The 18,406-nt window shown below is 70.3% G+C and carries 15 protein-coding genes; 8 read left to right on the forward strand and 7 right to left on the reverse strand.

All coding sequences use genetic code 11. The features are described from left to right. Window positions 1-37: 37 nt before the first annotated feature. Complete coding sequence (locus ABD235_RS03505; protein ID WP_344169220.1) at window positions 38-1,849, reverse strand: DEDD exonuclease domain-containing protein; 1,812 nt, start codon at window positions 1,847-1,849, stop codon at window positions 38-40. Between the two features lie 216 nt (window positions 1,850-2,065). On the opposite strand from ABD235_RS03505, the gene ABD235_RS03510 reads away from it, so the two are divergent. From ABD235_RS03510 to ABD235_RS03540, 7 genes are all read left to right on the forward strand, one after another. Further along, window positions 2,066-3,331 carry an NYN domain-containing protein gene (locus tag ABD235_RS03510; protein WP_344169223.1) on the forward strand — a complete coding sequence of 422 codons (1,266 nt, stop codon included), beginning with the start codon at window positions 2,066-2,068 and terminating at the stop codon, window positions 3,329-3,331. Window positions 3,332-3,549: 218 nt separating this feature from the next. Continuing rightward, window positions 3,550-3,792, forward strand: coding sequence for a hypothetical protein (locus tag ABD235_RS03515; protein WP_344169226.1), 243 nt, complete (start codon window positions 3,550-3,552; stop codon window positions 3,790-3,792). Window positions 3,793-4,072: 280 nt separating this feature from the next. Then, window positions 4,073-5,134, forward strand: coding sequence for a C40 family peptidase (locus ABD235_RS03520; protein ID WP_344169228.1), 1,062 nt, complete (start codon window positions 4,073-4,075; stop codon window positions 5,132-5,134). Window positions 5,135-5,278: 144 nt separating this feature from the next. Next, window positions 5,279-6,955 (forward strand): hypothetical protein, encoded by a 1,677-nt coding sequence (locus ABD235_RS03525; RefSeq protein ID WP_344169230.1) that lies wholly within the window; start codon window positions 5,279-5,281, stop codon window positions 6,953-6,955. Then, window positions 6,948-8,189 (forward strand): M48 family metallopeptidase, encoded by a 1,242-nt coding sequence (locus tag ABD235_RS03530; RefSeq protein ID WP_344169233.1) that lies wholly within the window; start codon window positions 6,948-6,950, stop codon window positions 8,187-8,189. Before ABD235_RS03525 ends, ABD235_RS03530 begins: the two co-directional genes overlap by 8 nt. Next, window positions 8,186-9,289 (forward strand): glycosyltransferase family 4 protein, encoded by a 1,104-nt coding sequence (locus ABD235_RS03535; RefSeq protein ID WP_344169236.1) that lies wholly within the window; start codon window positions 8,186-8,188, stop codon window positions 9,287-9,289. Before ABD235_RS03530 ends, ABD235_RS03535 begins: the two co-directional genes overlap by 4 nt. A gap of 220 nt (window positions 9,290-9,509) precedes the next feature. Continuing rightward, entirely contained in the window at window positions 9,510-10,661 is a 1,152-nt protein-coding gene (locus ABD235_RS03540) for an alanine--tRNA ligase-related protein (protein ID WP_344169239.1), read from the forward strand. On the opposite strand, the gene ABD235_RS03545 is transcribed toward ABD235_RS03540, so the two are convergent. From ABD235_RS03545 to ABD235_RS03560, 4 genes are read right to left on the reverse strand one after another with little or no spacing between them, the layout of a single operon-like run. Then, a complete protein-coding gene (locus tag ABD235_RS03545; protein ID WP_344169242.1) occupies window positions 10,658-12,043 on the reverse strand; it encodes a carboxylesterase/lipase family protein in 1,386 nt (461 codons plus the stop codon). The two genes, ABD235_RS03540 and ABD235_RS03545, sit on opposite strands and share 4 nt — an antisense overlap. A 5-nt stretch (window positions 12,044-12,048) precedes the next feature. Beyond that, the gene (locus ABD235_RS03550; RefSeq protein ID WP_344169245.1) at window positions 12,049-13,023 is read right to left on the reverse strand and encodes an EamA family transporter; all 975 of its coding nucleotides are present in this window, start codon (window positions 13,021-13,023) and stop codon (window positions 12,049-12,051) included. Window positions 13,024-13,083: 60 nt separating this feature from the next. Then, window positions 13,084-13,755: a hypothetical protein gene (locus ABD235_RS03555; RefSeq protein WP_344169248.1), complete on the reverse strand. Its 672-nt coding sequence runs from the start codon at window positions 13,753-13,755 to the stop codon at window positions 13,084-13,086. A 26-nt stretch (window positions 13,756-13,781) separates the two neighbouring features. Then, on the reverse strand, window positions 13,782-14,759 hold the full coding sequence (locus ABD235_RS03560; RefSeq protein ID WP_344169251.1) for a DUF5937 family protein: 978 nt from the start codon (window positions 14,757-14,759) through the stop codon (window positions 13,782-13,784). Between the two features lie 67 nt (window positions 14,760-14,826). Here ABD235_RS03560 and ABD235_RS03565 point away from each other — a divergent pair, with 67 nt between their 5' ends. Then, entirely contained in the window at window positions 14,827-16,056 is a 1,230-nt protein-coding gene (locus ABD235_RS03565) for an MFS transporter (RefSeq protein ID WP_344169254.1), read from the forward strand. Here ABD235_RS03565 and ABD235_RS03570 read toward each other — a convergent pair. Both ABD235_RS03570 and ABD235_RS03575 read right to left on the reverse strand, forming a co-directional pair. Continuing rightward, on the reverse strand, window positions 15,989-16,567 hold the full coding sequence (locus ABD235_RS03570; RefSeq protein ID WP_344169257.1) for a P-loop NTPase family protein: 579 nt from the start codon (window positions 16,565-16,567) through the stop codon (window positions 15,989-15,991). The genes ABD235_RS03565 and ABD235_RS03570 overlap by 68 nt on opposite strands. Before the next feature lie 11 nt (window positions 16,568-16,578). Continuing rightward, window positions 16,579-17,229 (reverse strand): LysE family translocator, encoded by a 651-nt coding sequence (locus tag ABD235_RS03575; protein WP_344169260.1) that lies wholly within the window; start codon window positions 17,227-17,229, stop codon window positions 16,579-16,581. Between the last annotated feature and the right edge of the window lie 1,177 nt (window positions 17,230-18,406).

The raw sequence follows: 18,406 nt of genomic DNA on the forward strand, positions 1-18,406 counted from the left end.
CAGCGCGGAGGCTCAGCCTCTCAGCGACCACCTGGAATCAACCACCGACCCCCACCGGCCCAACAGGCCGCAGCGACCGTCGGCGGCGCTCTGACGGATGGCGGTGGTCCTCCGACCGAGGCGGATCAAGCCGGCGCAAGTGCCGGCCCGCGCCGGCGATCGGGCAGGTCCAGGTGCCGTTCATCTCGACCAGGCGGATGCCGGGCTGGTCGAGCCAGCGGAGGACCAGCTCGATTTCCTCGGGCGAGGCGGTGGCGACCGGGCCGATGCCGGGGAGGACGGTTTCGGCGGAGGCGCGGAGCATGTCGAGGTACTTGCGCGGGTCGGTGCCGCGGACGGCGATGCCTGCGGCGGCGAGGCGGCCGTGGCGGATGACGTGGAGCTCCCAGCCGCCGTCCTCGGTACGCCGGGCGGCGCAGATCTCGGGGCAGCTGGTGACCGCGGCCATTCGCTGCATCTTTGCGCTGCTCCGGACGAACGCCCCGAGCCGGTCCCGGTGCACGGCGGCGTCCTCGAAGCGTTCATCGGCGGACAGGACGTCGATCCGCCGCGTCAGCGCCTCGATCACCGGGCTCGGGTCGGTCACCAGCGCCGAGCGCAGGCCCTCCACGAACTCGCCGTACGCCTCCATGTCGATCCGCCCGTCGCAGGGCGCGACGCAGCGGCCCATCTCGGCCAGCACGCACGGCGACATCCGCGGCGTGCGCGACATCCGGGGCGTGCACTGCCGGATCGGGAAGGCCTCGTGCAGCGCGGCCATCGCCCGCTCGGCGGTCTTGCGTGAGCTGAAGGGCCCGAGGTACCCGGCGTCGTCGTCGCGCAGCTGCTTGACCAGCGAGAGCCGGGGGAACGGTTCGACGGTGATCTTCAGCCAGTGCTGCCGTTCGGGGAACTTCGACTTCCGGTTGTACCGCGGTTTGTGCTCCGCGATCAGCCGGAGCTCGCGCACCTCGGCCTCCAGCGCCGTCCCGCACTCGATCCCGCGGACGCCGGACGCGATCCCGATCATCTCGCCGATCCGGGTCCGCGTCTCGGAGGCGGTGAAGTACGACCGGACCCGGGTCCGCAGGTCCTTCGACTTGCCGACGTACAGGACCTCGCCGCGGTCGTCGGTGAACAGGTACACCCCAGGGGCGTGCGGCAACGACTCGGCCAGGTGCCGCTTCTTCCGTACGGCGGGCGCGACGCGCGCCGAGAACGTCTGCAGGTCCTCGAGCGTCTGCACGCCGAGCGATCCGACCCGCTCGAACAGCCCGTGCAGTACGTCGACCGTGGCGCGCGCGTCGGACAGCGCGCGGTGGTTCGGCGTCGTGGTCGCCCGGAAGAGCTTGGCCAGCGTGCCGAGTTTGCAGTTGGGCACCTCGTCCGGCGTGAGCACCCGGCGGGCCAGCAGCGCGGTGTCGACGACCGGGAAGTCGGGCCAGTCGTACCCGTGCACCTGGGCGTCGTGCTTGAGGAAGCCGACGTCGAACGGCGCGTTGTGCGCGACCAGCACGCAGCCGCGGGCGAACTCCAGGAAGGCCGGCAGCGCCGAGCCGATCCGGGGTGACGAGGCAACCATCATGTCGGTGATGCCGGTCAGCACGGCGATGAACGGCGGGATCGGCTCGGCCGGGTTGACCAGGGTCTGGAACTCACCGACCAGCTCGCCGGCCCGCACCTTGACCGCGCCGATCTCGGTGATGCCGGAGTCGCCCGGCGCACCGCCGGTGGTCTCCAGGTCGACCACGCAGAAGGTGACGTCGCGCAGCGGCGTCCCGAGGTCGTCGAAACTCGGTTGCACGCCACGGATCGGCGCGAGCGGTCCGGGCGCCGGGGCAGCGGCGGGATCCGGCGAGGGGCTGCTCATGACGACGACGCTAGAAGCCCCCACCGACAATTCCTGCGCTGACACGCGGCCCGACCGACTACGCTGCCCGTATGCGTATTCAAGCGATCACCGCGATTCCGGGCCCGGTGCCCGGCCGCTGTGGTCTGCGTCACTGGCTGAGCCAGACCTCCGTCCGGGCCGGTTTGCGGACCGGTGACTGAGGCAGGCACCGCCGCCGGGTCCGCTACCACCGCCTTGCCCGAACCGGTTCGGCAGCGGGTTCTCGCCCTCGCCGCCCAGGCTCTGGGTCAGCTGCCCGCGACCGACATCCCGGCCCCGCTGCGGCGGTTCGCCAGTTTCGCCCCGGCCAAGCGGGCCAAGCTGTCGGCGTCCGTGCTGGGTCCGATCCTCGCGACCGACGAGCACTTCCGCCGGCTGATCGCTTTCGAGGTACGCCGGGAGCAACCGGAGCTCGGCGACGCGATCGCCGAGGGCGTGCCGGTCCCGGCCGCCGAGCCGGTCGAGGCGGCCGCCCTGGCGTACCTGCTGCGCCCGGACGACTGGGAGGAGCGGGTGCTCGCCGCTGCCCAGGTCCAGCCGGAGACACCCGCCGTCGACGACCACGTGGTGAGCCGTCTCACCGACCAGCTCGACCAGGCCCGTACCGAGACCCGCCAGGTCCGGGAGCGGCTGCGGGAGCAGGTGACCGAGCTGAAGGCGGAGAACGTCACCCTGCGCCGCAAGCTGAACGAGGCGCGCCAGCGGATCACCGGTCTGCAGAGCGACCTCGAGCAACGGACGATCGAGGCGACCACCGCGGACGAGCGGGTCGCCGCTGCCCGTGCCGAGGTCGAGCGCGAGGTCCGCAAGCTGCGCGCCCGCGTGACCGAGCTGGAGGCCGTGGAGCACGCTGCACGTCGTACGGCGGGCCAGGAGCGGGAGATGGCGTCCACGCGGACCAGACTGCTGCTGGACACGCTTGTCGAGGCCGCTGGTGGGCTACGGCGTGAGCTGGCGCTGCCGCCTGGGGGAGAGCTCCGCCCAGCCGACACTGTTGCCGGCGTCGAGCCGTCTGCCTCGCCGGTCGGGCGGACTGCGCCGGACGACGATCCCGCGCTGTTCGACGAGTTGCTGGCGTTGCCACAGGTGCATCTGATCGTCGACGGGTACAACGTCACCAAGACCGTGTGGCCGAACTCACCGCTGCACTCGCAGCGGCAGCGGCTGGTCACCGCGCTCGGGGCGCTGGTCGCTCAGCGGCGCGTGGAGGTGACCGTGGTGTTCGACGGCGCGGAGCTGTCCGGACCGGTCCAGCTGACTCCGCCGCGCGGGGTGCGGGTCAGGTTCAGCCCGGCCGGCGTGATCGCCGACGAGGTGATCAGGCAACTGGTTCGCGCCGAGCCCGCCGGCCGCCCGATCGTGGTCGTCTCGTCGGACCGCGAGGTTGCCGAGAGCATCATCCAGCTCGGCGCCCGGGCGCTGTCCGCGGTCAGCCTGATCGCCCGCATCGCCCGTCCCTGAAGCCGATCGGGCGTACGCCCCTGAAGCCGATCGGGCGTACGCCGCGGAGGCCGCTCACGTCGTGGCCCGGGAACCGGCCCGCCGTGGCCCGTTCGTGCCCGGCGCGATCCGGGCACCGCGCAACGGATTCCACGCTGTCGCCAAAAACTGTCGGCGGGGTTCTTTAGCGTCCTTCTCAGCCGGATGCAAGTCCGGCCCTTCCCCACTTGGAGGACGTTGTGCTGATCGACTGCGACGCGTGCGTGATGAGAGGCCCGGGCTGCCGGGACTGCGTGGTCACGGTGGTGCTCGGGCTGACCGCCGAACCGGCGCCGGAGCTGCGGATCGACGACGACGAGCGCGCGGCGCTCGACGTACTGGCCCAGTCCGGTCTGGTGCCACCGCTGCGGCTGGTCCATGCCGTCAGCAGTGTCGAGCCGAATGTTGCTGCGGAAGGAGAATCGGCCGCCGACGCCGTGTGATCCTCCGTACGGGTCGCGCGTGCACCGCGACCGGTACGGCGGGCAAGGGGTTGCCCGACGTTAATTTTGGATCAAACCCGAGGGGCGAATTGCACCGGTCACGAATCGATTACTACTGTTACGTCTCGTTGCCTCAGCGTGTCGGTCTACCGGACCGGCCGGGCAACGACCAGCCGAAGGGAGACCCACCGGCTGGCGGCGGATCTGCTGCGGTAGGTTCGGCGCCACGAACGTGCGGTCGACGGGGACGGCGCGAGCAGAGGAAGGGACCGACCGGGCTGTGTCCACCGGACGCATCAACCGCACCAGGGGAATCGCCCTCGCCGCCATCACCACCACCGCTGTCGTCGCGGGCGTGCTCTTCGTCCAGGGCGCCGCGGACGCGGAACCGAAGCCCACGTTGGAGCAGGCGAAGGCTCAGGTCGCGGCACTGCAGCACAAGGCCGAGGAAGCCGGTGAGTCCGCCAACGATCTGCGTGGTCAGATCAAGGCGTCGAACGACCGGGTGAAGGCGCTGCAGGCCGGTATCAAGAAGCAGCAGGCCCAGGTCGACGCGGTGAAGCGGCAGATCGGTTCGCTCGCGGTCGCCGGGTACCAGACCTCCGGGATGACGACGACGGCGCAGCTGCTGCTGTCGACGAACCCCGACCAGTTCCTCAGCCAGGCCTCCACCGCCCAGGCGTACGCCGGCCAGCAGAACTCCGCGCTGCGGAAGTTCCAGTCGGCCCAGGGCAAGCTGGCCGACCTCCAGGCCAGCGAGCAGACCGAGCTGGCCGCGCTGCAGGCCGTGCAGGCGCAGCAGGACGGCCTGAAGAAGCAGATCCAGGTCAACCTCGACGCCGCCGAGAAGGTGCTCGGCAAGCTCAGCGACGCCGAGCGCGCGCGGATCCAGGCCGAGAACGACAGGGAAGCCGAGGAGGCCCGCGAGCAGCGGACCAGCCGCAGCGGCCGGATGGACGACGACGACGAGGAACTGCCGAACGTCCCGGCCAGCGGCCGCGCCGCCGCCGCCGTCAGCTACGCGATGGCCCAGCTCGGCGACCCCTACGTCTGGGGTGCCGACGGCCCGAGCTCGTTCGACTGCTCCGGCCTGACGATGGCGGCCTGGGCCCGCGCCGGTGTCTCGCTGTCGCACTCCTCGAAGGCGCAGATCAACGAGGGCCGCCGGGTCAGCAAGAGCCAGCTGCAGCCGGGCGACCTGGTGTTCTTCTACAGCCCGATCAGCCACGTCGGCATGTACATCGGCAACGGCCGCATGGTGCACGCCAGCCGTCCGGGCAAGCCGGTCAAGACCGAGTCCATCGACGCGATGCCGTACAGCGGCGCGGTCCGCCCGGGCTGAGCAGGCGCGGGTCCAGATTCGTGATCGCGGCTCCGGGGCACGACCCCCGGGGCCGCGTCGTTTCGCCACCGGTGTGTTCTCCTGTCGGGGAGGACGCCTAAAGTGACTCCCCGGACTGGGGCAGGTGAGCAGCAAGGGGCCGAGGTGGACGACGACCAGCGCGAAACGACGCCGCTGCCTGCCGTCCCGCCCCGGGGCAAGCCCTCCGAGAAGCCGCCGTCGGACCAGACGACGGTCGTCATCCCCGCCCAGCACGCGGCCCGGCGCCCTGACAAGCCGGCGAAGCCCGCGGCTGGAGGCGGCGGTTGGTGGGACGACGCACCGGTCGCCGAGGTGAAGAACGAGCCAAAAGCTTCACCCCGCCCGCAAACTGCCCGCACCGAACAGCCGGCGCCCGCCACAGCTCAGCGTCGTACGAGCGCTTCAACCGCAGTGATGGGGGGTGCCGACAAACCCCCGGGCGACGGATCCTGGAAGGGCGTCGTCTGGCCCCTGCCCAAACCGCTGGTGAAGCGGATCGCCCTCGGCGCCGCGGTCGGGGTGGTCGGTGTCGCCGCGTTCGCGGGCATCCGGCAGCTCGCCGATGATCCCGCAGGCAAGGCCGGGCCGAGCGGCACGCCCAATCCCGGCCAGACCTCCACCACCCCCGACGAGGCTGCCGAAGGCGTACGCCGGGCCGTCGCCGGCGAGGCTGTCCTGCAGAAGATGGTCGACGCGATCCGCGCCGAGAACCGTTCCGAGTTCCTCGCGGCGATCGACCCGCAGGCCACGTCCTTCGACGAGCAGGCCCGCACGATCTACACCAACCTCGGCAAGCTCCCGCTCGCCACGTTCCAGCTGCGCTACGTCAGCGACGACCCGGCCGCGCTCGAGCCGGACCGCACCCGCCAGCTCGGCGGCACCGAGTCCTGGCTCGCCCAGGTCGAGGTCTCCTGGCAGCTCACCGGTTTCGACGCGAAGCCGGCCCGCGAGACCCTGCCGGTCACCTTCGTCACCCGCGACGGTACGACGTACGCCTCGTCCTTCTCGGAGCGCTTCGTCGCCGGTCAGCGGCGGCCGATCTGGGCGCTCGGCAGCATCGACGTCGCCAAGAGCGAGCACAGCCTGGTGATCAGCCTGGACTCCCAGGCCAACGCCGACGACTACGCCGAGGTCACCGACCGCGCGGTCGACTCGGTCAGCAAGGTCTGGGGGCGCAACTGGCGGCAGAAGGCGGTCGTCTACCTGCCGTCCAAGCAGTCCCAGATGGAGAACGTGCTCGGCGCCCAGCAGGGCACCTACACGCAGATCGCGGCCGTCACGATGGCCGAGCTGGACACCCCGCAGGTCGGCGCTCCGGTCCGGATCGTGGCGAACCCGAAGCTGTTCGACGAGCTCGGCAAGCAGGGCCGGCGGATCGTGCTGACCCACGAGACCACCCACGTCGCCTCGACCGCTACCGCCTCGCCGGTACCGTTGTGGTTGGCCGAAGGGTTCGCCGACTACGTCGCCTTCACCGCCGTGTCCGTGCAGGACGAATCGGCGGCGAAGGAGCTGTTCAAGGCGATCCGGGCGGGCAAGGTTCCGAAGGCGCTGCCGGCGCCGGAGGCCTTCGCCGCGTCGTCGACGGAGCTCCCGCAGGCCTACGAGTCGGGCTGGCTGGCATGCCGCCTGATCGCCGAGCGGGAAGGACAGAGCAAGTTGGTCAAGTTCTACCGGACCGTGCACACGTCGAAGAGCCCGACCGGGCTGGCCGACGCGTTCCGCACCGTGCTGGGCACCACCGAGCAGCAGTTCGTCGCCGACTGGCAGAACTACATCAAGCGGCTCGCCGGTGTCTGACGCGACCAGCCGTCGCGCTCCCTGGATCGCCGGTCTGCTGGTCGCCGCCGCACTGGTCGTGGTGATCGTCACCACCACGCCCTGGCACCTGATCGACCTGCCCAGGCCCGATCCCGCGCTCGACTTCACCAGCGCCGAGATCGACCGCCAGCAACGGTTCCGGCACGCTTTGTTGCCATGGTCAACGGTTTCCTGGGTGCTGTCCGTGCTCGTCCCGTTGGTCATCGGCTTCAGCCCGCTCGGCCGCCGCCTGTACGACGTACTGCGCATCCGTCGTTGGTGGCTGGCCGTCCCGGCGCTGGTCGCCGGCCTCGGCCTGGTGACGTCGGTGATCACGCTGCCGACCGACGCGCTGGCCGAGCAGGTCACCCGCGACTACGGCCTGTCGACCGAGAGCTGGGGCCTGTGGCTGCGCGACCGCGCGGTGAACTGGCTCCTGATGTCGATCGCGCTGATCGCGATCGCGGTCGGCCTGATCGCGCTCGCGAAGAAGTGGCGGACCTGGTGGTGGGCGCCGGCCGCGATCGCCGGGGCGGTGCTGGTGCTCGGCGTCTCGTTCGCCTATCCCGTGCTGGTCGAGCCGCGGTTCAACGACTTCACCTCGATGACGCCGGGTGCGCAGCGGGACGCGTTCCTGCAGCTCGCGCGCGAGGACGGCGTACCGGTGAAGGATGTGCTCGTCGCCGACGCGTCGAAGCGGACGACGGCTTTGAACGCCTACGTCTCGGGGTTCGGCTCGACGCGGCGGCTGGTCGTGTACGACACGCTGCTGAAGGACGTGCCGCCCGCGCAGGTCCGGCTGGTGGTCGCCCACGAGCTCGGGCACGCGGCCGAGGACGACGTCCTCCACGGGACGTTGGTCGGGACGCTCGGGGCGGCGTTCGCCGTGGTGCTGCTGCGGTTGTTGCTCGGGGCCCGGATGGCGGACCCACGGCGTACGGCGTTGCTGCTGGCGCTGATCGTGTCCGGTACGACGCTGGCCGCCCCCGTGCAGAACCTGGTCAGCCGCAGGATCGAGGCCCGCGCCGACTACCACTCGCTGCGGCTGACGAACGACCCGAAGGACTTCGTCGAGATGCAGCACGCGCTCTCGGTGACCAACATCTCGGGCCTCGAGCCGAGCCGCTGGCGCTACTGGATGTTCGCCAGCCACCCGACTCCGCCCGAACGCATCGCGATGGGCCGGGCCTGGGGGACCGAGCACGGCGACCCCGTCCCGCCGCTGGTCAAATGACGATCCTGGTCGTCACCAACGACTTCCCGCCGCGGCAAGGTGGCATCGAGACCTTCGTCCGCGCGCTCTGCGACCACCTGCCGGACCCCGTCGTCTACACCTCCCACACGCCGGCAGACACGGCGTACGACCGCACTCTGCCCTTCCCGGTGATCCGCGATCGCACCTCGATGCTCCTGCCGACGCCCCGCGTCACCCGTCGGGCGGTCCAGCTCATGCACGAGTACGACGCCGACCGCATCTTGTTCGGCGCCGCCGCTCCGCTCGGCCTGATGGGCCCGGCGCTGCGCCAGGCCGGAGCTTCGAAGATCGTTGCCCTCAGCCACGGTCACGAGACCTGGTGGGCGAGCCTCCCGGCGACCCGGCAGGCGCTCCGCCGGATCGGCGACGCCGCCGATGTCGTCACCACGGTGTCCGCGTGGTGCGAGCAGCGGATCGCTCGCGCGTTGTCGCCGAGGGCAACGATCGAGCGCCTGACGCCGGGCGTCGACACCGAACGCTTCTTCCCGGGTTGCGGGAGAGACGAGGTCCGCAAGCGCCTCGACCTGCAAGGCCCGGTGGTCGCCTGTGTCTCCCGCCTGATCCCGCGCAAAGGCCAAGACACCCTGATCCGCGCCTGGCCGAGAGTCCTCGACGCCGTACCGGATGCCGTTCTCCTGCTCGTCGGCGGCGGCCCCGATCGCGACCGTCTGGAAGCGCTCGCCAGGCCGCTCGGCGATTCCGTCCGGTTCACCGGAGCCGTTCCCTGGCAGGACATTCCGCCGTACGTCGACGCCGCCGACGTGTTCGCGATGCCGACCCGGACCCGTCGCTTCGGCCTCGAGCCGGAGGCCCTGGGGATCGTCACCCTGGAGGCCGCGGCGACCGGCAAACCGGTCGTCGTCGGCGACTCGGGCGGTACGGCGGACACCGTGCGTCACGGCGAGACCGGGTACCTGGTCGACCCGTACAACCCGGTCGCGACCGCTGTCCGGCTGGTCGAGCTGCTCACCGATCCGGGCCGTGCGCAAGCATTCGGCCGGGCCGGCCGGGAGTGGGTGGAGGCCGAGTGGACCTGGGCCGGGTCGGGCGCCAAGCTGCGGACCCTGCTCGACGTCTGAGCCACGTGTGACCTGGATCCCTGTTCGACGTCCGGGCGATTGTGTGTACTCTGGGTGCATGCATCAGATGTCGCGCCTCGCCGCAGCCGTACGAGCTTCCCGCTCTCCGGCTGCCGCTGCCTGACATCTCCTCCCAGAACCGGCGACCGGAAACGGTCCGCCGGTTTTCGCGTTTCCGAGGCCAGCACATCGTTTCCGGTCCAACCCCAAAGGACCCGAAATGACCATCACCAAGACCTTCGTCGACTTCTTCACCGAGCACGGCCACACCCCGACCACGGGCTCCTCGCTCATCCCGCTCCCCGGTGATCCGGTGCTCTTCACGACCTCGGGCATGCACCCGCTCACGCCGTACCTGGAAGGTGAGCCACATCCACTGGGCCGACGCCTGGTCGGCGTGCAGCGATGTCTGCGCACGACCGACCTCGACGAGGTGGGCGACCCGACCCACCTGACCGTGTTCGAGATGCTCGGCTCGTGGTCGATGGGCGACTACGGCAGCGAGCAGACCCTGCGCTGGGGGTACGAGCTGCTCACCGAGCGGATCGGGATCGACCCCGGGCAGCTCTACGTCACCGTGTTCGGCGGTGACAACCAGGTCGAGCTCGACCAGGAGTCCCTGCGGACCTGGCAGTCGCTCGGGCTGCCGATCGAGCTGACCACCGACGACAACTGGTGGTCGAACGGCCCGACCGGTCCGTGCGGCCCGGACTCGGAGATCTTCGTCTGGACCGGCGACGGCTCACCCGAGGGCACGCCCACCACCGACGACCGCTGGGTCGAGGTGTGGAACCACGTGATGATGCGCTACCGCCGGCTCGACGACGGGTCGCTGGAGCCGCTCGAGCAGCGCAACATCGACACAGGCCTCGGCCTGGAGCGGCTGACCATGCTGCTGGAGGGGAAGAAGTCGGTGTACGAGACGAGCCTGTTCGAGCCGTGGCTGCGGACGGTGCCGAAGCTGTGGAAGCTCGACCTCGAGTCGGAGCGGATCGTCATCGACCACCTGCGATCCAGCATCGTGATCGTCGGCGACGGCGTGCACCCGTCGAACACCGGTCGCGGTTACGTGCTGCGTCGGCTGATCCGCCGGGTGCTGACGCTCCTGTGGCGCGACGACGAGTCCCGCTCGCTGTCGGACCTGCCGATCGAGCTGTTCCAGGAGACGCTGGACCACTTCCACCAGGGCGAGCTGGTCACGCTGGTGCGCCGGATCATGATCGACGAGGAGATCCGCTTCACCAACCTGCTCGACCGTGGTCGCAAGATTCTCAGCCACGACCGCTTCCGCAAGACGCTCGACGAGAGAGACTTCGACTACCTGCACGAGACCCACGGGCTCCCTCGTGAGCTGGTGGTCAGCCTCCTCTAGAAGACCTGGATGGCCCGGGTGGTCGTGTCGTACGGCGACCAGCCCGGGCTCCCGGTCTTCGCGAAGTCCACCCAGGCCCTGTGCATCCGGTCCGCCACCTCCTGCGGCGGCTCCGAACCGAACAGGGGAGACGTGGCCGTCGCCAAGGTGTCGAACACGAACGGCAGCTCCAGCGCGTGGCAGGAGCGCAGTCCCTCCAGTGGCGACTCCCAGCTGAACTCGTAGACGTACGCCGTACCGCCTGCCGCCTGCTGCGCCTCAGCGAGCCGGATGGTCGGCTGGGTGAAAGCGTGGTCGCTGCTGATCGCCGTGAAGATCTCACCCGGCGTACCGGTGTGCTGGAGCGCCAGAGCCGGGTCCAGCCCAGCCCGCCCGAGCAGTACCGGCAGAGCCTCCGCGGTGATGCTGGCAGCAACTCCACTCGGCACACTGAACAGGTTGAACTCGTGCCGCGTCGTACCGGCCATCAGCTCCACGCCAGCCGCAGCACCGGCCCTGATCGCTGCCAGCGGCTGCTGGTCGACCAACTCGCCGTCGATCACCGGGAAGAACGGCATGATGCCGCCACCCGCCTGCACCGTCGTCACACCCCAGCGGGCCGGGTCAGGTGCGGCCCGCAGCTCAGCGGACACCTGCTGCTGTACGGCGATCAGCTCAGCCGTTGCCACCGACTCCAGCCCAGCAGCAGTCGCCGGTACGCCGAGCCGCTTGGCCACCTCGGCCGTGACCAGCGCCAGGTCGCTGTCCAGAGCAGTCGCCTCGGCTGAGCCGCTCTGCACGATCGCCCGGTGGAACAGCCCCTTTGCCGCCGGCATCGCGAGCAGTGTCGCCACACTCATCCCACCGGCCGACTGGCCGAAGATCGTCACCTGCTTGGGGTCGCCGCCGAACGCGGCGATGTTGTCCCGCACCCAGCGCAACGCGGCGAGCTGGTCGAGCAGCCCGCGGTTGCTGGGCGCGTCGGGCACCACGCCGAAGCCCTGCACGCCGAGCCGGTAGTTGACGCCGACCAGCACGACACCGTCCCGCGCGAACGCGCTTCCGTCGTACGCCGGTGCCGCGTTGGACCCGTTGCGGAAGGCGCCGCCGTGGATCCAGACCATCACCGGCAGTCCTGCACCGCCCGGAGTCCACACGTTGAGGTTGAGGAACTCGTCGCCGTCCTGCGTCGGGTTCGTCAGCAGGACGTCGAACGGCGGGTCGTACGGCGGCTGCGGCGCGGTCGGCCCGAGCGTCGTCGCGTCGCGAACGCCGTCCCAGGGGGCGACCGGCCGCGGTGCGTCGTACCCGATCGGCGTTCCGGCGTACGGGATGCCCAGGTACGCCGTCAGCTCGCCGGTCGTGACGCCCCGGATCCGTCCGCCCTCAACTGTCAGCTCCATGCGGCCTATCCTCGCACCGACTCCGGAACGTCCTCGGCGATCGGCACCTCGGCCGGCGCGACCTTGCCGACCGACGACTGCGCCACGAACGCGCCGAGCAGCACGATCGCGCCGCCGATGATCTGGTTGGTCGTCAGCGTCTCGTTGAGCAGGAGCCACGCGAACAGCGTCGCCGCCACCACCTCGACGTACGCGACGGCGCCGCCGATCGCCGCCGAGAGCCGCTGGACCGCGGCCGCGCCGGCCAAGTACGCGACGACCGTGCTGACCACGATCAGCCAGGCCGCGAACACCCAGCCCGGCGCCGACCGCTCGCCGATCGCGATCGTGTCGGTGAGCGCGTTCCACGGGATGCCCCACGGCGCCGCGATCGCGGTGAGCAGGATCGCGCCGACCACGCTGCCCGCAGCGGTCATCACCAGCGGATCGGCGACGCCGGTCAGCTTGTCGATCAGGATGAAGTACGTCGCCTGGCACGCGGCCGCGCCGAGCCCGGCGAGCAGGCCGACGAGGTCGAGCTGGACGCCCGACCAGACCTCGACCACCGTCGCGAGGCCGACCAGCGCGATCCCGACACCGAGCGCGGCCGACTTCGGGACGGCGACCTTCCGGCCGAACTTGAGCCAGGCGACGACCAGCACCGGCCCGGAGAACTCGAGCAGGATCGCCACGCCGACCGGCAACCGGCTCGCGGCGATGAAGAACAGCGTCTGACAGCCGGCGATCCCGGTCAGCCCGTACAGCACGAGCTGCGGCCAGGACGCGCGCGCGGCCCGGAGCCCGGCCGCGCCGCGGAAGATCAGCACCAGCGGGACGAGCAGGGCGGCGGCGCCCAGGATCCGCAGCCAGGCGGCCTGCTGCGGAGACATCCCGGCGCCGATCAGCGCCTTGGCGAACGGCCCCGACCCGCCGAAGGTGATCGCCGAGAAGAGCGCGAAACCGAGCCCGATCGACTTGGTCCGGGCAGCATCCTGTGTCATGGGCGTCATGCTGGCACACTCATTACAGTCGCGTCGAGGGTCTTTCTCACCGCTCGAACGTCAGAGCACGTTCACCGCCCGCGCCGCGACCACGGCGATCGTCAGCAGCGAGATCGCCGACTGCACCGTCATCAGCGTCTTCACCCGCGCGGACAGCGGCATCGTGTCGGTCGGGCTGAACGCGGTCGCCGCCGTGAACGCGACGAACAGGTAGTCGGTGAACCCCGGCAGCCACTTCTCCCACCCCGGGATCTCGGCCGTCATCTGCGGGAACAGCAGGTCCGCCCGCTCCACCTCGCGCTCGTGCTCAGGCGCCCGGGCGAACGGCCCACCGCGGTCCACCTCCCAGTACCAGACCGCGAAGGCCACGACGTTGGTCACCCAGATCAGCAGCGCGGCCTTCACCAGCACCATGCCGTCGGTGGCACTGCCTGACGCCAGGTAGTCGATCAGCCCGGCAAGGTAGACCCCGTTGAACACCACCAGCGCGCCCAGCAACACCAACTCGACCCACCGGAGCCAGGGCTCGTCGCGGCTGAGGTGGAACGGGTTCATCCACACCAGCGGCACCAGCAGTGCCACTCCGAGCGCGGGCAGCAGCCAGCGCGGCAGCGACAGCACCTGCGCCGGCACAGCGAGCTGCAACCCCAGTACGACGAGCACCGCGAGCGAAGCGGGCCACCTGCGCATGTGCTTCTTGCTGAGCGCTACTGCCTTCGGGACCTTGATCACTCCTGCATTCTGACTGGTTGTTGCCTCTAGCCGACGGATGCGTCGACCACGGCCTGCCCGATGTCCGTACGCCGGTAGTGCACCTGGTGACCCGTTCGGCGGCGGGTGACCAGCCCAGCGCCGTACAGGGCCTTGAGGTGTTCAGCCACGGTGCCTAGAGCCAGTCCGTACTGCGCGGCGAGTGCGCTGGTCGTTGCGGGCGGGTCGAGCGCCGTCAGCAGGGTCGCGCGCGTCCGGCCGAGCAGAGTGGCCAGGGGATCCGGTGCAGTGGGTGCGTCGTCCCAGAGGCGGGCCGCACCGCGGGCCGGGTAGACCAGTGTCGGTTGGTAGCCGGGGGCAACTATCGCGACCAGGTACGGCCACGCGAAGGCGCCGGGGACCAGGAGCAGGCCTTCGCCGGTGAGCTGGGTGTCGGGCTCGCGATACTTGGAGGCGACCAGACGGTCGCCGTCCCACGACAGGGTCGGATGGAGGTCGTCGAACAGCTCGGCCAGCCCGCCCCTGGTCAACTGCGCACCGCGATGGGCGATGTCGTCGTCGAGCACCCGGCTGATCGCCGGCCAGTCGGGCTCGATCAGCGTGGCCCAGGCGCTCTCGATCTGATCGGCGATCCGTTCGCGCGTACCGGCCGGGTCGGACAGCATCCGGTCGATCTCGGGCGCCGCCGGGTTGTTCAGCTCGTCCCGCGATCTGGTGAGCTCGGCCCGTACGACGTCGAGCGGTGCTGCTCTGACCCGCGTGATCTCCGTACTGAACTTGGCCCGCGAGGCCTTGGGCGGGGGAGTGATGAAGTCCGGCGTGAACCCGGTTCGCGGTTGCACCGCCCGCAGCATGGTGAGGTCGAGCTGCTTGGCCGCCTCGGCCTTTGCCGCGACCCAGGGGGAGTAGAGCGGCCGGTGCTTGCTCCCGTTGAGCACCCGGACCGCCGACACCGTCTCCCACAGCGGCGACATCCCGAACCGGCACCGGAGTACGTCGGCCCGGCTGAACCGCAGTACGGTCATCGGCTCGGACTTTCGGTCATCCCCGAAACTATAGTCCTCAACGCCGTGGCGGCTTCACTCTCGTCGCGTGACCACTCCGCCTGTCGTTGCCACCGGCTACCTGTCGGTGCTGCGCATTCCCGGCCTCCGCGCCGTCTTCACCGCCCACGCCGTCTCCATGGTCGGCACCGTCGCGGCCCAGGTCGCGCTCTCCATCCTGGTCTTCGACCGCACCGGCTCACCGCTGCTCTCCGCGCTCGTCCTGGTCTGCTCGTTCCTGCCCTACGCGCTGGGCGGCACGGTCCTCTCCTCGATCGCGGACCGCTACCCGGCCCGTCCGCTTCTGGTTACCTGCGACCTCCTCAGCGCGCTGTGCGTCGCCGCCATGCTCATCCCTGGCTTGCCGGTCGCAGCGTTACTCGGTCTCCTGCTGCTTACCGGGCTGATCGCTCCGATCTTCGCCGGCGCCCGCTCAGCCAGTCTCACCCAACTGCTGCCTGCAGACCTCTTCCCGACCGGCCGATCCCTCCTCCGCACGATCAGCCAGACGACAGTCCTCACCGGCTTCGCCGTGGGCGCTGTTGCCGTCGCTGCCGTCGGTCCGACCTGGCTCCTGGCGCTGGACGTCCTCACCTTCGCCCTCTCCGCCGCCCTGATCCGCTTCGGTACGCCGTCGACTCCGGCCCCAGGAACCGGCGGCAACACCCTGCAGGCGTCCCGCGAAGGCCTCCGCTACCTCTTCACCACGCCGAAGGTCCGCAACCTGCTCCTGCTCACCTGGGCAGCCCCGGCGTTCTCCGCCGTCCCCGACGGTCTGGCCGTCGCGTACGCCGCCCAGACCGGCGCCGCCGCCTCTGCCGCCGGCGCCCTCTTCACCGGCTACGCCGCCGGTACCGTCCTGGGCGAACTCGTCGCCACCCGACTGGCGCCGACCACCCGTCGCAAACTGCTAATTCCCCTGCTCCTGGCCACCCAAGTCCCCGCCATCGCGTTTGCGTTCACCCCATCGGTCGTCGGTGCGGCCGCGCTGCTCGCCGTCGCAGGTATCGGCCACGCGTTCAACCAGGCCGTCGACCCGATGATCCTGGCCACCGCCGACCCGTCGTACCGAGGTCGCCTCTTCACCGTTCAGACCAGCGGCCTGATGACAGTCCAAGGCGTGACGATCGCCCTGGCCGGCGTCGTCGGCACCTTCGTCCGGCCGAATGTGACGATCACCTTCGCCGGTGTCCTCGGCGTACTGGTCACGCTCACGCTGGCCAGAAAGGTGATCGCCGCAGAAACCGCCGAACCTGCCGTCGCGACCGCAACCGGATGAACCGAGCTCGGGGAAACGCGGCCTGATCCACCGCCTCGTACTCGCGCTTGGTCGGCCCGTACGTCCGCCAGGCCCACAACAGAATCGACCGGGACGGATCGCGACTCAGCTGATCACGAAGCGGCCGCTCCCGATTCCCGTTCCACAGCTCAACCCCGGTCACCGTCCGCCGTACGGTCCGCAGAACCAGCTGCCACATCACCACGGCCCGCGGCAGATCCACCCACACCACGAGATCGGCCGCGCCCCAAGTGATCCGCCGAACGTTGGCCGAGTAGTTGCCGTCAACAACCCACCCACCGTCGTCGGTCGCCGCCCGCACCCGCTCAGCGAACTCGTCCTCCCCGGCCTTCGTCCACCCGGCCTGCCAGAACAACGCATCCAGCTCCACATGCGGTACGCCGAGCCGCGCGCTGAGCGCGCGAGCCACCGTCGACTTCCCACCGCCGGCGACGCCGATCACCACCACACGTCGTACGGGGCCCTCACCTGTGCCGTTGGTCCACGCCATTCCCGCGATGGCTACGGAGCCGCGACCGGCTGCGCCCGATCGGTAGCGAGCTTCACCGCGAACACAGCCAAGGCAGTGCCGGTCACGTACCGATGGATCCTCGCCCATACCGGCTTACGGCTGAAGAAGATCGCGACCGACCCAGCCGTGATCACGAAGATCGCGTTCACCAGCACCCCGACCGCCGTCTGGGTAAGCCCGAGGATCAAGCTCTGCGCACCAACGTGCCCGCGCGACGGATCCACGAACTGCGGCAGCAAGGAGATGTAAAGGATCGCAATCTTCGGATTCAGCAAGCAGGTGAGCAGCCCCATCCCGAACAACTTGCGAGGCCGATCCGGCTCCAACGCGTTGGGAGTGAACGCCGAACTACCCCCAGGCCGAAGCGCCTTCCAAGCCAGCCACAGCAGGTAGACCGCACCCGCAAGCTTCAACCCCACGTAAATCTCCGGCACCAACGCAAACACCGTCGCCAACCCAGCCGCCGCCGCAAGCAGGTAGATCAGAAACCCCGTACCAACCCCCGCCAACGAGATCAGCCCCGCCCGACGCCCCTGCACCACCGACCGCGACACGAGATAAATCATGTTCGGCCCAGGCATCACCACCAGCCCCAGCTCGATCAACGCAATCCCAACCAGCGCTTCGGTACTGACGACCATCAAGTTCCCCTCCCACGGCAACAACCCCACCGAACCTAACAGCCACCCCGAACCCCACCGAGGGATTTTCTCCCACGTGAGACGCGCTGATCCCCACGCGCCGCAACCCCCGCGCACGACCCGCCTCGATTCCACCCACCCCGACGGCGTGCATCGCCCCCGCCCGCTCATCGCCCCCGCCCGTCAGCATCCACCAGACAACGCTGGAAGCTCCTGAGCAATGTTCTTCACCCACACACGCGCACACCGGGCACCCGCACACCGCGCACCCGCACACCGGTCACCCGCACGCCCGCACACCCCGCGTACCGCATACCCGCGCTCTCGCACCTCGGGCCCGCCGCATGCAGCACCAAGGTCGCTTGGCGCATCCGCCGGCCAGCGCCCACCTGGCCTGGCCGTGCTCGTGTGCGGAGTTCTCACCCGCACACCCGCCCTGCATCACCACTTCGCGCCGGTCAGCGTCCAGACACAGGCGGGTGCTACCGAGAGGCGTTCGTCGCCCGCGCATCCACACATCCGCCCTGCGGCGTGCAGCACCAAGGTCGCTCTGCGCTCCCGTCGATCAGCGTCCACCAGGCTGGGCCGGGCACTCGCAAGCGGCGTTCCTCATCCGCACATCCGCACATCCGCGCTGCCGCACGTCGGCCCCGCGGCGTGCAGCACCAGGGTCGCTCTGCCCTCGCGTTGGTTCGCGTGCACCAGGTTGGGCCGCGCACTCGCGGGCGGCGTGCCTAACCTGCACACCCGCGCACGCGCACGCATCCGCACGTCGGCCCCGCGCATCCGCGCTCCCGCACATCGGCCCCGCGGCATGCAGCACCGAGGGCCCCTGTGCGCTCCCGCCGGTCAGCGTCGACCAGGCTGGTCCGGACACTCGTGAGCGGCGTGCCTCACCCGCACAACCGCGCTTCCGCGCGTCGGCCGTGCGGCGCGCAGCACTAGGGCCGCTCTGCGCTTTCGGTGGTCAGCGTCCACCAGGCGACGAACTCGCGAGCGGCGTTGCTCACCCGCGCACAGCGCTGGCGCACCCGCGCGTCGGCCCCGCGCACCGCGCACCCGCGCGTCGGCCCCGCGCACCGCGCATCCGCGCGTCGGCCCCGCGCACCGCGCATCCGCGGGTCGGCCCCGCGGCATGGAGCACCAAGGCGGTTCTGCGCTCCCGCCGGCCAGCGTC

The organism is Kribbella lupini (assembly GCF_039529595.1).
Taxonomy (GTDB): Bacteria; Actinomycetota; Actinomycetes; order Propionibacteriales; family Kribbellaceae; genus Kribbella; species Kribbella lupini.